This window comes from Chromatiales bacterium (assembly GCA_020445605.1).
Classification (GTDB): domain Bacteria; phylum Pseudomonadota; class Gammaproteobacteria; order JAGRGH01; family JAGRGH01; genus JAGRGH01.
This window is the reverse complement of sequence record JAGRGH010000038.1, coordinates 24,636-38,905: the sequence shown is the minus strand read 5'-3', so window position 1 is coordinate 38,905 and position 14,270 is coordinate 24,636. Positions and strand designations below refer to the sequence as shown.

General features: G+C 65.0%; 17 protein-coding genes. 10 read left to right on the top strand and 7 right to left on the bottom strand.

The window, feature by feature from the left end:
* Positions 1 to 146 (bottom strand): DUF4372 domain-containing protein (locus KDG50_08395; protein ID MCB1865439.1); only part of this gene is annotated, 146 nt, incomplete at its 3' end.
* Between the two features lie 224 nt (positions 147 to 370).
* Positions 371 to 850 (bottom strand): EVE domain-containing protein, encoded by a 480-nt coding sequence (locus tag KDG50_08390; GenBank protein ID MCB1865438.1) that lies wholly within the window; start codon positions 848 to 850, stop codon positions 371 to 373.
* Between the two features lie 58 nt (positions 851 to 908).
* Between KDG50_08390 and trxC the strand changes: the two genes are divergently transcribed.
* The gene (gene trxC, locus KDG50_08385; GenBank protein ID MCB1865437.1) at positions 909 to 1,343 is read left to right on the top strand and encodes a thioredoxin TrxC; all 435 of its coding nucleotides are present in this window, start codon (positions 909 to 911) and stop codon (positions 1,341 to 1,343) included.
* Here the strand turns inward: trxC and KDG50_08380 are convergent.
* Positions 1,334 to 3,007, bottom strand: coding sequence for an ABC transporter ATP-binding protein (locus KDG50_08380; protein ID MCB1865436.1), 1,674 nt, complete (start codon positions 3,005 to 3,007; stop codon positions 1,334 to 1,336). The two genes, trxC and KDG50_08380, sit on opposite strands and share 10 nt — an antisense overlap.
* A 71-nt stretch (positions 3,008 to 3,078) precedes the next feature.
* Between KDG50_08380 and gmd the strand changes: the two genes are divergently transcribed.
* From gmd to KDG50_08360, 4 genes are all read left to right on the top strand, one after another.
* Entirely contained in the window at positions 3,079 to 4,197 is a 1,119-nt protein-coding gene (gene gmd / locus KDG50_08375; GenBank protein MCB1865435.1) for a GDP-mannose 4,6-dehydratase, read from the top strand.
* 47 nt (positions 4,198 to 4,244) lie between these two features.
* Positions 4,245 to 5,171 (top strand): GDP-L-fucose synthase, encoded by a 927-nt coding sequence (locus tag KDG50_08370; protein MCB1865434.1) that lies wholly within the window; start codon positions 4,245 to 4,247, stop codon positions 5,169 to 5,171.
* A 9-nt stretch (positions 5,172 to 5,180) separates the two neighbouring features.
* A complete protein-coding gene (locus KDG50_08365) occupies positions 5,181 to 5,552 on the top strand; it encodes a DUF202 domain-containing protein (protein ID MCB1865433.1) in 372 nt (123 codons plus the stop codon).
* A gap of 103 nt (positions 5,553 to 5,655) precedes the next feature.
* Positions 5,656 to 6,471: a hypothetical protein gene (locus KDG50_08360; protein ID MCB1865432.1), complete on the top strand. Its 816-nt coding sequence runs from the start codon at positions 5,656 to 5,658 to the stop codon at positions 6,469 to 6,471.
* 48 nt (positions 6,472 to 6,519) lie between these two features.
* Here the strand turns inward: KDG50_08360 and KDG50_08355 are convergent, their stop codons facing one another.
* The gene (locus tag KDG50_08355; GenBank protein ID MCB1865431.1) at positions 6,520 to 8,241 is read right to left on the bottom strand and encodes a tetratricopeptide repeat protein; all 1,722 of its coding nucleotides are present in this window, start codon (positions 8,239 to 8,241) and stop codon (positions 6,520 to 6,522) included.
* 151 nt (positions 8,242 to 8,392) lie between these two features.
* Here KDG50_08355 and KDG50_08350 point away from each other — a divergent pair, with 151 nt between their 5' ends.
* From KDG50_08350 to KDG50_08340, 3 genes are all read left to right on the top strand, one after another.
* Positions 8,393 to 8,851: a hypothetical protein gene (locus tag KDG50_08350; protein ID MCB1865430.1), complete on the top strand. Its 459-nt coding sequence runs from the start codon at positions 8,393 to 8,395 to the stop codon at positions 8,849 to 8,851.
* 27 nt (positions 8,852 to 8,878) lie between these two features.
* Positions 8,879 to 9,166: a thiosulfate oxidation carrier complex protein SoxZ gene (locus tag KDG50_08345; protein ID MCB1865429.1), complete on the top strand. Its 288-nt coding sequence runs from the start codon at positions 8,879 to 8,881 to the stop codon at positions 9,164 to 9,166.
* Between the two features lie 95 nt (positions 9,167 to 9,261).
* Positions 9,262 to 10,119, top strand: a complete 858-nt coding sequence (locus KDG50_08340; protein ID MCB1865428.1) for an MBL fold metallo-hydrolase — start codon at positions 9,262 to 9,264, stop codon at positions 10,117 to 10,119.
* 41 nt (positions 10,120 to 10,160) lie between these two features.
* Here the strand turns inward: KDG50_08340 and KDG50_08335 are convergent, their stop codons facing one another.
* From KDG50_08335 to KDG50_08325, 3 genes are all read right to left on the bottom strand, one after another.
* Positions 10,161 to 10,373, bottom strand: coding sequence for a hypothetical protein (locus KDG50_08335; protein ID MCB1865427.1), 213 nt, complete (start codon positions 10,371 to 10,373; stop codon positions 10,161 to 10,163).
* A 316-nt stretch (positions 10,374 to 10,689) separates the two neighbouring features.
* Positions 10,690 to 11,034 (bottom strand): hypothetical protein, encoded by a 345-nt coding sequence (locus KDG50_08330; protein MCB1865426.1) that lies wholly within the window; start codon positions 11,032 to 11,034, stop codon positions 10,690 to 10,692.
* Positions 11,035 to 11,369: 335 nt separating this feature from the next.
* Positions 11,370 to 11,822, bottom strand: coding sequence for a DUF4124 domain-containing protein (locus tag KDG50_08325; protein MCB1865425.1), 453 nt, complete (start codon positions 11,820 to 11,822; stop codon positions 11,370 to 11,372).
* A 164-nt stretch (positions 11,823 to 11,986) separates the two neighbouring features.
* Between KDG50_08325 and ilvB the strand changes: the two genes are divergently transcribed.
* Both ilvB and ilvN read left to right on the top strand, forming a co-directional pair.
* The gene (gene ilvB, locus KDG50_08320) at positions 11,987 to 13,717 is read left to right on the top strand and encodes a biosynthetic-type acetolactate synthase large subunit (protein MCB1865424.1); all 1,731 of its coding nucleotides are present in this window, start codon (positions 11,987 to 11,989) and stop codon (positions 13,715 to 13,717) included.
* Entirely contained in the window at positions 13,717 to 14,208 is a 492-nt protein-coding gene (ilvN, locus tag KDG50_08315; GenBank protein ID MCB1865423.1) for an acetolactate synthase small subunit, read from the top strand. The genes ilvB and ilvN overlap by 1 nt, the downstream gene beginning before the upstream one ends.
* Positions 14,209 to 14,270: the final 62 nt, after the last annotated feature.

Genomic DNA, 14,270 nt, shown 5'->3' with positions numbered 1-14,270 from the left:
TGCGCCATGAGCAAGGAGACGAACTGATCCCAGCGGCTGATCTTGCGCAGGCGCTGGCCGCAGTGGTGCTCGCGGGCGAGCGATTCAAAATCATGTCTGGACACCAGCCGAAGGAGCTGGCTGAGAACTGTGCTAGTATGCGCCAAGGCTTAAATCCTCTGGTTTTTACAACGTTTGGTGGAACATTCATTGTATCAACCAGCAGCGGTTTAAGCCTTTTTTGTTCCCCTTTTGTGGGACAGCAGTGGGGTCAGAGCCCTTTAATTAGCCTTCCGCAGGTTACGATTCCCCTCCTGCCACGGGTTGGGGGGCGAATATCAAGCGCTCTGGCTGCCCCTGTCACTCTGCTGCGCGAGTTTGAACAGGCGGTTCAAACAGCGGAGTTTTCCAGCGCCAGCACGTAGTTCCAGGCATCGGCCGAAACCGGCATGACGGAAAGCCGGTTGCCGCGTCGCAGAAGTGCGAAGTCCTTCAACGCCGGTGCGTCCGCGTGGGCCTTGAGTTCCGCCAGCGTGATGTTGCGTTTCAGGCGCCGTTTCAGGCGCACGTCCACCATGTACCAGCGCGGCGCGTCCGGCGTGCTCTTCGGGTCGTGGTATTTCGAATCCGGGTCGTGCGCGGTGTGGTCCGGGTAGCCTTCGCGGACGATCTCCACGATGCCGACAATGCCGGGCTCCGCACAGTTGGAGTGATAGAAAAATCCCAGGTCACCCTTGCGCATTTCATCGCGCATCATGTTGCGGGCCTGGTAGTTGCGCACGCCGTCCCAGTGCTCGGTGCGTCGGGTACGCGCGGCGAGGTCGTCGAGGCCAAAGGTCTCGGGCTCGGTCTTGAACAGCCAGTACTGCATGGATTGAATTGGCTCGAGCACGTGCCCATCTGCACGGCATCGAGCTCTGGAGCCTCCCATGTCGGAACCTGTACATATCGTCTGCGCCGGCTGCGGCGCGGTCAACCGCCTGCCCGCGGAGCGCCTGGATTCCAGCGGGCGCTGTGGCAAGTGCAAGGCGTCTCTGGTGCCGGATCATCCGGCCGAACTTGCCGGCGCGACGTTCGATCGCTACGTCACGCGCAACGATGTGCCCGTGGTCGTGGACTTCTGGGCCGACTGGTGCGGGCCGTGTCACATGATGGCGCCGGCATTCGCGGCCGTGGCTGCGCGGCTTGAGCCGCGCGTGCGGTTCGCGAAGGTCAACACGGAGGTGGCGCAGGACGTCGCCGGGCGTTACGGCATCCGCAGCATCCCGACCCTGATCGTGTTCCGCGACGGTCGCGAGGCGGCCCGGCAGGCCGGGGCGATGGACGCCGGCACGCTGGAACGCTGGGTTCGTTCCTACGCCTGAACACCGGGGCGCACGTCGACGACGCGCCCCGCATGCATTCGCACGACCCGATGGGCGAGTTCCAGCGCCGCGGGTCGGTGGGTGATCCACACCACGGTGCGCCCGGCAAAGACGGGCCGGAGTCCGCCGACGAGCTCGAGTTCCGCCCCCGGGTCGAACATCGCCGTCGCCTCGTCGAGAATCAGAATACGCGGGTCCTTGAGCAGCGCGCGTGCCAGCGCGATGCGCTGGCGCTGCCCGCCAGACAGGCGCACGCCCTGATCCCCGATGCGGGTCTCGAAGCCCGCGGGCAATGCGTCGATGAATCCGCGCGCAAGTGCGTGTTCGGCGGCCTGTTCGATGCGCGTCCGGTCGGCGGACGGATCGCCCCAGGCGATGTTCTCGGCGATCGTTCCTTCGACCAGCAGCACCTGCTGCGGCACGTAACCGATCGCCCGGCGCAGGCTTGCGAGCGAGACCTCGCGCAGGTCCTGCCCGTCGATCCGGATGTGGCCCGCGTCCGGGTCGTGCAGGCGCAGGATCAGATGCGCCAGCGTGGTCTTGCCGGCGCCGTTGTCGCCGGTCACGGCCAGGGTTTCGCCCGCGCGGATGACGAGATCAAGGCCCGCGAGCACCGCCGCGCGACCGGGATAGGCATAGCGCACGCCAGCCAGCGCAATCGCGCCGCCATGGACACGCAGGTCCGGCAGCGAGTGGGCCGGCGATTCGGGCTCGGTCGCCAGCAGTTCGGCGATGCGTGCCGCCGCGCCGCGTGCCTGCTGCCACTGGCCCCAGAACTGTGCGAACACGCCGGCCGGCCGCGCCAGCAGCAGGGCGTACAGGGTCACGGCCGTCAGGCCGCCGGCGTTGAACTGTCCGCTGCTGGCGCGCGCGACCCCCAGCGCGACCAGGGCCAGCACGGCCAGCGCGACCAGCCACTGCACGGCCGGTCCGACGCCGGCGCTGATCGCCGCGAGCCTCCTGTAGAGGCCGGCCGAATGGCGCGCCAGCGCCGTAAACCGCGCGCTCTGCTCGGGTTCGCGCGCGAAGGCCTTCACGGCGGTGATCGCGGCGAGCGAGTCCTCGGCGTGTGCGGTCAGTTCGGCGCCGCTGTCGGCGGCCTGGCGCGCGAGCGGCCGCAGCCGGCGCGCGAACAGGCGCGAGGCGATCGCGATCGGTGGTACACAGATGGCCGCGGCCAGCGCCAGCCATGGGTCCGTGCGCGCGATCATGACGACCGCGCCGAGCGCGGTGATCACGATGCCGGCGAGCGTGCCGCCGGTCATGGCGATCAGCGCGGAGACCCGGTCGCTGTCGGTGCCGAGCAGCGTCAGCAGGTCGCCACGGCGCCGGCCGAGGTGCGCGTCCAGTGGCAGCGCCTGCAGGTGATCGAACACGCGCACGCGCAGTTCGGTCGCGACGTCGATCGCCAGTCGGCCGCCGAACCAGCCAGCGGCAAAACGCGTCAGTGCCTGAGCCGTCAGGATGCCGATGGCGATGGTGATCAGGGAGGCCATCGACCCGCTTTCGGCCGTGTCGAGCGCGAGCGCCGCGGCGCCGGCCGCGAGCAATGGCAGGGCGAGTGTCGCGACCGACTCGAGCGCCGCGAATACCGCCAGCAGCGACACGCCCGCGCGATGCGCGCGCCAGTGTTCGGCGAGCAGTGAAGACGAGCGCGTGGCCATGAAAGCGCCTGATAGAATGCCGCGGTTATCCGCCCGACAGGGCGGCGCACTGCATTCTACAAGGCCAAGGCATGTCAAAGATCGCGTTGATTACCGGGATTACCGGCCAGGATGGCGCCTATCTTGCCGAGTTTCTGCTTGGCAAGGGCTACGAGGTGCACGGCATCAAGCGTCGTGCCTCGCTGTTCAATACCGACCGGATCGACCATTTGTATCAGGATCCGCACGAAAGCGACCGGCGCTTCTTTCTGCACTACGGCGACATGACCGATGGATCGAGCCTCGTGCGCATCCTGCAACAGGTGCAGCCCGACGAGGTCTACAACCTTGCCGCACAGAGCCATGTGGCCGTTTCGTTCGAGGAGCCGGAGTACACGGCGAACGCCGACGCACTTGGCGCGCTGCGCCTGCTCGAGGCGATCCGCATGCTCGGGTTCGGCGATCGGGCGCGCTATTACCAGGCATCGACCTCCGAGCTGTTCGGCAAGGTCGTTGAAACGCCACAGCGCGAGACGACACCGTTCTACCCGCGCTCGCCATATGCGGTCGCGAAGCTCTATGCCTACTGGATCACGGTGAACTACCGCGAGGCCTACGGGCTGTATGCCTGCAACGGCATCCTGTTCAATCACGAGTCGCCGCTGCGGGGCGAGACCTTCGTCACGCGCAAGATCACGCGCGCGCTGGCGCGCATTGCGCTCGGCCTGCAGAACACGCTGTGGCTTGGCAACCTGAACGCATTGCGCGACTGGGGCCATGCACGCGATTACGTCGAGATGCAGTGGCTCATGCTCCAGCAGGAGAAGCCGCGTGATTTCGTCATCGCCTCCGGTGAGCAGCATTCGGTGCGCGAGTTCGTCGAGCGCGCCGCGGCGCGACTGGGTATTGCCGTCGCTTGGGAAGGCAGCGGTGTGGACGAACAGGGGCGTGTCGAATCCGTGACCGGCGATGCGGCGAAGGTGCTGAAACCCGGTCAGGTCATCGTGCGCGTCGACCCGCGCTACTTCCGGCCGACCGAGGTCGAGACCCTGCTCGGCGATGCCGCGCTCGCACGCGAAGAACTCGGCTGGCAGCCGCGCGTGAAGTTCGACGAACTCGTGCATGAAATGGTCGATGCCGATCTGGAGGCCGCGCGCCGCGACGAGCTGTGTCTGCAGGCCGGTTTCGCCACGCCGGAACGCCACGAGTGAGCGCGCTCGCGCGCGATGCGCGCATCCATGTCGCGGGTCATCGCGGCATGGTGGGCTCGGCGATCCTGCGAGCGCTTGCCAGCGCTGGCTATCCGGCGCCGATCGCGCGAACCCATGCCGAGCTCGATCTGACCGATCAGGCCGCGGTTCGGGATTTTTTTGCGCAGGAACGGCCCGACGCCGTGATCCTTGCCGCGGCGAAGGTCGGTGGCATTCACGCGAACAATACCTATCCCGCCGAATTCATCTGGCAGAACCTGATGATGGAGGCGAACGTCATCGATGCCGCCTACCGGGCCGGCATTCAGCGTTTGCTGTTTCTCGGCAGTTCCTGCATCTACCCGCGCATGGCCGCCCAGCCCATGGCCGAGGATGCATTGCTGACTGGAACGCTGGAACCCACCAACGAGCCCTACGCGGTCGCGAAGATCGCCGGCATCAAGCTGTGCGAGTCCTACAACCGGCAGTACGGCACGCAGTACCGTTCCGTGATGCCGACGAATCTCTATGGGCCCGGCGACAACTTTCACCCGACCAACAGTCATGTGATTCCGGCCCTGATGCGGCGCTTCGACGAAGCGGCGCGGCGTGGTGATTCGGTCGTGACGGTCTGGGGCAGCGGACGACCGATGCGCGAGTTTCTGCACGTCGACGACATGGCCGCGGCCTGTCTGCATGTGCTGGAACTCGACGATGCGACCTGGGCGGCGAACACCCAACCGATGTGTTCGCATCTCAATGTCGGCACCGGCGAGGATGTCACCATCGCCGAGCTTGCACGCACGATGGCGAAAGTCACGGGATTCAATGGCGAGATTGCCTTCGATGCGAGCAAGCCCGACGGCACGCCGCGCAAACTGCTCGACGTCTCGCGCATCCACACGCTGGGCTGGAGGGCGAAGGTTTCGCTCGAAGACGGCCTCGCCGAAACCTGTGCCTGGTACCGCGCGCATGCCGCGGAACGTCGTGACTAGCCGGCGTTCATGTCGGATCTGAACGATCCGCGGGTACTGTTCGCCGCCGAGCGCACCCTGCTCGCCTGGAACCGGACGAGCATTTCGCTCATGGCGTTCGGGTTTCTGGTCGAACGCTTTGGCCTGTTTCTGCAGATCGCGGGCCGCGAGGAGATCAAGCTCTTTCAGCGGCATATCTCGTTTTTTGTTGGCGAGTCGTTCGTGTTGCTGGCGGTATTCATGGCCGTGTTCTCAATCCGGCAATTCCGGCGCGTGCTGAAAACGCTCGGACCGGGCGAGTTCCCGCCGGGTTACAGCCTTTCCACCGGCGTTGTGGTCAACGGCGTCACCGGGGCGCTTGGTCTGGCCCTGGTGTTCTATCTGGCAAGAGGGTTCATGTAGCCGGACGTCTGTGAGAGAGCAGATTTCTGTTGTGCAATTTCGGGTGCGGCACTAACATCAAAGTGCTCCGGGGGGCGGAGCGTACTGACTTCGGGGGTCGTCCGTGTCGCGTCCAGTGCGTTTCGCAGCAGTGCTTTCGCTTGTTGCCGTGTTGCTGTCGCCGTCCGCGTTTGCCGTTTGCTCGGTCTCGGATATCCGACCGGGCGGTGGGCCGGGCGATGCGTTCGTAGGCCCCGTGTGCAACAACGGGCTTAGCGGCGCGTTCCTCGATGGTGCGTACCGGAATTGCATCTACATCTCGGGCACCGATCTGGTCCCCGCGTCACCCTCGTTTGCATTCGATGGGGTCGCGGCACCGATCGAAAGCATTTTTACGGACGGGGCGTTTCAAGTTTTCTGCGTTGCGAGTCTGCCCCTTCGTTCGCAGCCGGTGGATGTTTCCGTCCTGGTTGCGCCCGGCTGCGAGCTCGCGAAGGCCGATGTCTACTCCACGCCCGGCAGCTGCCCGGACGGCGAGAATTTCCAGGCCTCGATCGAGGGTGAGGTCTTTCTCGACCGCAATCGCAATGGCATCCGCGACGACGGCGAACCGGGACTCGAGGGCGTGACGGTAGACCTCACCAACGGTGGGTCCAATGCCAGCACCACCACGGATCAGGACGGGCGCTGGGGCGTGCTGATTCTCGAGGGTCCAGTGACCGTGGATACGGACGATGCGACTCTGCCTGCCGGCGTAGTGCTGACAGCGGGCATTGATCCCAACGGTGTGCTGGCTACCGGCGGCCAGCTGACCGACGCGGGTCAGGATGGCTACTTCTTCCCTCCGCAGCTGGTACCGGTGATCGGATGGGTCGGGCTGCTCGGACTGCTGGGTCTGCTCGGCGCAAGCGGTCTGCGCGCGCTGCGCCATCAATTCTGACTGACACGATTGCGAGCGCGTGGCAGGGGAGGGCCGCCCAGCGGCCCGCTAGCCATCCAGTCCCGCGAGGGCCAGGGCGCCGGTGAAGTGCTCGAGTTCGGCCGGGTCCTTGAATGGAAAGGCCGTGCGGATGCGCTCCAGCGAGAACTCGGGATTGAGCGTGCGAACCTGTTCGGCCTCCCACTTCGCGTCTTCAATCGCGCCTGCACGCGCATAGGCCGCCGCCAGCCACAGGTGCAGGCGTTCCGAGGCCGGATTGGAAACCAGCCCGTCCCTGAACGCCTGGATCGCCTCGGCATAGCGGTGCAGCACGAAATAGGCCTGGCCGAGATGGAACGGATAGTTGTACGGGTGGTGCGGATTGATGCGCATCGCCTGCTGGATGCGTTTCAGACCTTCCTCGGGACGCCCCGCGTAATACAGCAGCGTCGCGGTCAGCAGGTGTCCGTTCGCATAGTTCGGATCGTATTCGATCGCCTTCTCGGCCTCGACCAGCGCCTTGACGTAGTCGCCGCGCTCGCGGTGACTGAGACCGCGTACGAAATAGGCGACCGGAAGATCCGGCTGCAACCCGATGGCACGGGTGGCCAGATCATAGGCGCTCGTCAGTGACTGGATGCGATCGTCCGCCCAGCCGTTCATGGCATCAAATGCATGGGTCCACGCCAGCATGGCCCAGGCCCCGGCAAAACCCGGGTCGATCTCGACCGCCTTGGTGAAGAATTCGCGCGCCGCGCGATTCTCGTTACGGTTCGCGTACAGATAAAAACTCTGTCGGCCATATAGAAACTGATCGTAGGCGGCGGGTTCGTCGCTGCGCGTTACGGCCGCGCTGATCGTTTCGTCGGCGTTCGGCAACAGGGCCGCGACCACACTCGAGGCAATGGCATCCTGAATCCGGAACAGGTCATTGGTCGTTCGCTGGTACTGCTCGGCCCACACATGTCCGCGATCCTGACTGTCGATCATCTGCGCGTTCACACGCAGCTCATCGGCCACCCGGCGTACGCTGCCGCGCAGCAGGTAGCGCACGCCGAGTCGTTCGGCCACCTCGGTGATGTTGTCGATCTGGCCGCGGTAGATGAAGGAGGAATCGCGTGCAATGACCAGCAGCCGTGGCTGCTTGGCCAGCAGCGTGATCAGATCATCGGTCAGCCCGTCGGCAAAGTAGTTCTGTTTCGGATCGTCGCTGAGGTTGTCGAACGGCAGCACTGCAATGGACGCAGTGGCAGGTTCGTGCGGCGGCGGGCCGGGGGGCGTGTGATCCGGCCGCAGTTGCCACCACACGAGCGCCGCAACGATCACGGCGACCGCGGTGGCCAGCCACGCATGTCCGGGGCGGGGGCGTGAAGGCGCTGCACTTTCTGGTCGTGCCGTTGCCGTGGCCGGTGTCTGCCGTGCAATCGGCTCCGGCATGGCGATCAGGCGATAACCCCGCTTGGGCAGCGTCTCGATGATGGCCGGTTCACGCGGGTTGTCGCCCAGGGCCTTGCGCAGCTTCTGCACCGCTCCGGTGACGGTGTCGTAGCCGACGACGACATTGGGCCAGACCTGCGCCTCGATCTCGGTGCGCGTGAGCACCTGACCGGGATGGCGAGCGAGCAGCACCAGAACGTCCATGACCTTGGGTTCAAGCCGCAGGCACTTGCTGCCCCGGATCAGCTCGCTGCTGGCCGGGTGGACGTCCCAGCCCGCAATGCGCAGGGCATCCGCGAGATCGCGTTGATCTGCGTTCGCGGTTGCGCCGGATTGTTCGTTCGATCTGCCCACGTGGAGAATCGGGTTGCTAACTCCCTGATTAAAAAGACGCAATAAATTCTTCGGCAATCCTTCGGGGTTTCTCGACAAGTCTAGGCCAGCGGCTGGCTAGTGTCATTCGCAAGCCCGGTCCGCGGTGGACGGGCAACTCGGGGACACCATCATGAATCGCAGAGCCTTTGTTTTCGGATCGCTCGCCACGGGGGCCTGCCTGCTGGCGAGTCGCCCTGTGCTGAGCATCGCCGGCACCGGCGGCATTGACCTGAAATCCGCATTCGGCGCCGCGACGGAGCCGGATATCGTGCGTGCGCTGTTCGGCGATGCGCAGCCACAGAACACCGACCAGATCGAACTGGACCTTCCGATGGTCGCGAACGGCCAGAAGGTGACCGTGAAGGTGCACACCGAACTCGCCGATGTGGACGCCATTGCCATCACGGTGCCCGGCAACGAACGCCCGCTATGCGCGTTCTACCGGCCGATGCGTGACGCGGCCAGCGTCTTTGAAACCGCCGTGCGGCTGCGCCAGACCTCGGCGGTGACGGCCTATGTGCGCTCGCGGGGGCAGGTGTTCGTGCGACGCCGGCTCGTAAAGCTGGCGGTCAGCGGTTTCGGTTCCTGAATCGGATCGCAAGCGGAGGACACGAACATGAAAATCGATACCAGGATGCGCGTTCGTAAGAGTGGCGAACAGGCCCGCGTGACCGTGCTTGTGCGCCATCCCATGGGCGGCGCAGATGCGAAGGCCGCGTTCATCGAGCACATGCGCTTCGAAGTCGACGGCCAAGTTTCGGCCGAGGCCTACATGGGTCCGGGCGTTGCCGCCAATCCGATCACCGGCGTCGTGCTGAGCCCGGTCCGCTCCGGCCAGCGCGTGGTCGTGCATTGGCGCGACAGCGCGGGCAACAGCGGGTCGGCCGAGTCCGTTCTGCCATGAACCGCGTCAGGGCATCCGCTTTCCTTGCAGTCTGCGGGGTGACTCTGGCGGCAACGGGCGTTGCGGTCGCCGGGCCGCTCCCGAAGGTCGAACCGGTGACCGATCGCGTCGGAGTGATCTACGGGCCGTTCGACCTGCCGGATCGCAACAATCGCGGATTTAGAAACAACGTCGTGATTACGCGGACCGCAGGCGGCCTGGTGGTCTTCGATCCTGGCGGCAGTGCCTGGGCCGGCGAGATGGTCGTGCGGGTGTGTGCGCAAAGCTATCCGGGCGAGCCAATCGTCGCGGTCTTCAATTCACATGCCCACGGCGATCACTGGCTCGGCAACGAAGGTGTGCGTCGACACTATCCGGGCGTGCCGATCCATGCACATCCACGCATGCTGGAGAAGGCCGCCGGCAATGACGGCCACGCCTGGCTCGCGACGATCAACCGTGTGACCGATGGCGCCGCGGACGGCAGAAACCTGACACCGCCGGATCAAGCGGTCGGTGACGGGGACGAGCTCACGATTGGCGATGTGCAGTTTCGCATCCTGCACACCGGCTCGGCGCATACCGACAACGACCTCATGATCGAGATCGTCGGTGAGGACGTGCTGTTCATGGGCGATGTGGTACGCAACGGCATGCTCGGCATCATGGAAGGGGACAGTGATTTCGCCGGCAACATCGAGGCCATAGACCAGATCGTCGCGCGTGGATTTCGTCACTACATCCCGGGCCACGGCCGCGCGGGCGGCGCCGAAACTGCGCTCGTGTACCGTGACTATCTACATGGCGTGCGTTCGACTGTCGCGCGTCTGTATGAGGAGGGTGCGGAGGATTTCGAGATGAAACCGCAGGTTGAGATGGCGGTCGACAGGTTTCGCGACTGGGTCGGGTTTGACCTGCGCCTCGGTGCGCATGTCAGTCGAGTGTATCTGGAGGTCGAAGCCGCCGCCTTTTGATTGGCGCTGCGCACTGTGCCGGCGGTCCCGCCGTCGCCGGTTCAGCGCGCGAGACGCTGGTTGATCTTGTCGCGCCAGATCGCGCGGTCTTCCTTCGACCAGGCGTCGTGGTCGGCGTCGGTCGTTTCCGATGACGCCTGCGGCCGTGCGTCCGGCCGAACGGAAGCGGGCTTGTCACTGCTCATGCTGAGCAGGAACCAAAGGATCGCGGCGAACACCGCGGCGAGAACAAACAGCTTGAGCCAACCGCTCATGAGACCTTCGGGTTGTCTGCCGGAGCCATCAGTTTGGCGGAGGCTGCTTGAGAATTCGCACGACCGCGTCACGCAATCGTTCGGTCAATTCATATCAGTGCGGGGTGCGCTCCCCGCGTCGGGGCCGGGTGTCGCCCACCGACCAATGCCCTGGCAGATCGTTGAAAAAGGCCCCTCCATGGCGTTTTCAACATCGCAACCGATAAGCGCGGTTTTCGGTTGCTCACGAAAATTAAACACTTGTGTGTTCGATTTTCGGGCGAGACCTCCCTGTCTCGCGGCATTCGGCGGTTGAAAAGAGAATTTCAACAGCGCGCTAGAACGTTGCGTTCGACCAGCCCCACATATGACGTTCGGCGTCGGCGAACTCGATGTACACGCGTGAGGGATCGACGTCCATGCGGTTTTCGATGAAGGTGCACAGTTCATCGGACAGTCGCGTGGTGTCCTGCTGCGGCAGGTCGATGCTCTTGAGTTCCAGGTAGGCGAGTGCGTCGTTGCTGCCGGCGAAGCGCATGTCCGGGTTGTGCGAGAGGGCGATCATGACGTAGCTCTCGGGTTTGCCGAGGAGTTCGGCGACGAGTTTGCTTGCCTCATCGGCAATGTCCTGGCGGCGTTCGGCCGGAAGATCGACGTTGGTCAGGATGGTCAGCAGCGGCATGGTTCAGGGGGCTCCGTGGTCAGTGGTCAGCCGGACGGTGGGCGGGCGCGCCTGGTGGGCCAAGTGGAAAGTTCTGTAACACTCAGAGCCCCAGTGCGAGTGCGAATCAAGGCGCGTTTCGCAGGCAATGGCCCGCCCTTGGCAAGAAGCGCAACACAGAGCCGCGCTCGCACAGTGGCTCCCGAAGGGCCGCACCACAAGCATTGTGGGCGGTGTTGCAGTCCTTGGAAAGGGCCTGCCATTCCCGGCGGACTGCGCCTCGCCCACAATGCTTGTGGTGCGGCTGAGTGTCACAGAGCTTTCCACTTGGCCCACAAGTCAACGCGCCGCGCAGCTCATTTGCAGTAGTTCGCGACCTCGGCCTCGGCCTTCGCGATGCGCTCGATGCGTTCGGGTTCGGTCAGGCGCCGGTAGCTGCCGTCGGCGTCGCGCACCCGCCGCGCGCCGAGCGCGTTCAGGTTCGCGAGGTTCGAGCGGGCGATGCGGCAGTTGTTTGCCTCGAGTTCGGCCTGGCGGCGTTCGTCGTCGGCCTTCTGCTTCGCCAGTTCCCGGTCCTCGGCCGCGTCGTCGAGGCGCTGGCGCATGGCATCGAGCCGGGCGCGCGCCTCATCCGGGTCCACGGCCGGCGGCGGCGGGGGCGCGACGACCTCCGCCGGGGCGGTGCCGTGGGCCGGGGGCACCTGCGAATACACGGTTCGACCCTGCTCGTCGAGGTATTTATAGGTCCTGGCCAGCGCGGCGGGGTTCAGCGCGGCGGCCAGCGCAACGGCGACGAGTAGGCGCGACATCATGGTCTTCAGGCAATTGAACGGGCTCTCATTATGGGAAAACGCCCCGGGAAGCGCCAACCTGCGCGCAGGCTGTTGCTTTTGGTCATGCGGCTCAGTACTTTAGCCTGTTCTGATATTGCAGTGCAGCGACGGCCATCGGTGGCCCGCGGGACAGGTGCGAAATGAAGCTCAGCGGCGGTGAAATCCTCGTTCAGGCGCTTAAAGACGAAGGCGTCGAGTATGTGTTCGGCTATCCCGGCGGGGCAGTCCTGCACATCTACGATGCGCTGTTCAGCCAGGACAAGGTCCAGCACATCCTGGTGCGTCACGAGCAGGGGGCCACGCATGCGGCCGACGGCTACGCGCGCGCGACCGGCAAGCCCGGCGTGGTCCTGGTGACCTCCGGGCCGGGCGCGACCAATGCCGTGACCGGCATCGCGACGGCCCATCTGGACTCCATCCCGATGGTGGTCATCACCGGCCAGGTGCCCCTGCCCATGGTCGGCTCCGATGCCTTCCAGGAGGTCGACACGGTCGGCATCACGCGCCCCTGCGTGAAGCACAATTTTCTGGTCAAGCGGGTGGAAGACCTCGCCGAGACCCTGCGCAAGGCGTTCTTCATCGCCACGACCGGTCGGCCGGGCCCGGTGGTCGTGGACATCCCGAAGGACGTGACCGATCCGAACGTCAAGATCGAATACAAGTACCCGAAGCGCCTGAAGATGCGCTCCTACCAGCCGCCGTCGAGGCCCGATGCGGACGCGGTTGATCACGCAATCGAGCTGATCCTGGCTGCCGAACGGCCGGTGATCTACACCGGCGGCGGCGTTGTGCTGGGCGATGGCTCGGCGCGGCTGCGCGAACTCGTGCGCGGGCTCGGCTACCCGATCACGCAGACCCTCATGGGGCTCGGCGCGTATCCGGGCACCGATGCACTGAACCTCGGCATGCTCGGCATGCACGGCACCTATGAGGCGAACATGGCGATGCACGAGTGCGACGTGCTGGTCGCCATCGGCGCGCGCTTCGACGATCGCGTGACCGGCAAGGTTGCCACGTTCTGTCCGCACGCGAAGATCATTCACGTGGACGTCGACCCGGCGTCGATCTCCAAGAACGTGCGCGTGGACGTGCCGATCGTCGGCGAGGTCGACGAGGTGCTCAAGGCGCTGCTCAAGAAGCTCGCCGACTCCGGCCGCAAGCCGAACGAGATCGCGCTGCGCAAGTGGTGGAAGCAGATCGAGGACTGGCGTGCGATCGACTGTCTCGCCTACGACCGCAGCGCGTCGAAGATCAAGCCACAGGCGGCGATCCAGGCGCTGTATCGCGCGACCAATGGCGATGCGTTCGTGACCTCCGACGTCGGTCAGCACCAGATGTGGGCCGCGCAGTTCTATCCGTTCGACAAGCCGCGTCGCTGGATCAACTCCGGCGGGCTGGGCACGATGGGCTTTGGGCTGCCGGCGGCCATGGGCGTGCAGCTTGCGCATCCCGATGCAACGGTTGCGTGTGTGACCGGCGAGGCGTCGATCCTGATGTGCATCCAGGAACTTTCGACCTGTCGCCAGTACGGCCTGCCGATCAAAATCGTCATGCTGAACAACCGCTACATGGGCATGGTGCGGCAGTGGCAGGAGTTCATCTACGAGGGCCGCTATTCGCACTCCTACATGGACGCGTTGCCGGACTTTGCGGAGCTCGCGCGTTCGTTTGGGCATGTCGGTCTGCGCGTGGAGAAGCCCGGCGATCTGGATGCCGCGATCGCCGAGACCTTCGCGCGCAAGAAGGAACTGGTGTTTCTGGATGTCGTGACCGACGCGGCCGAAAATGTCTACCCGATGATCGAGGCCGGCAAGAGCCACCACGAAATGCGCATGTCCCCGTATATTTCGACCGATCGGGAGCTTGCCTGATGCGTCACATCATCTCGATCCTGCTCGAGAACGAGTCCGGCGCGCTGTCGCGTGTCGCGAGCCTGTTTTCCGCGCGCGGCTACAACATTGAGTCTCTGGCCGTCGCGCCGACCGAGGACCGCACGCTCTCGCGCATGACCCTGGTCACGACCGGCAGCGACGAGGTCATCGAGCAGATCATCAAGCAGACCAACAAGCTCATCGATGTGGTCAAGGTCAAGGACCTCTCCGAAGGCCCGCACCTTGAACGCGAGATGCTGCTGATCAAGGTCCGGGCGAGCGGCGAGCAGCGCGAGGAACTCAAACGCCTTGCGGACATCTTCCGCGCGCGCATCATCGACGTGACCGATTCGAGCTACACGATCGAACTGACCGGCACCTCCGACAAGCTCGATGCCTTCATCGAGGCGGTCGACACGAAGCTGATCGTCGAGGTCGTCCGCTCGGGGCCGTCCGCCATCGGTCGCGGACCCGGGGCCCTGTCCGACTGAACTGCCCGGGCACACCTTCCCGCTGGCGACCGGGTGGTCGCCGGCCCTGTTTCTGAACACCA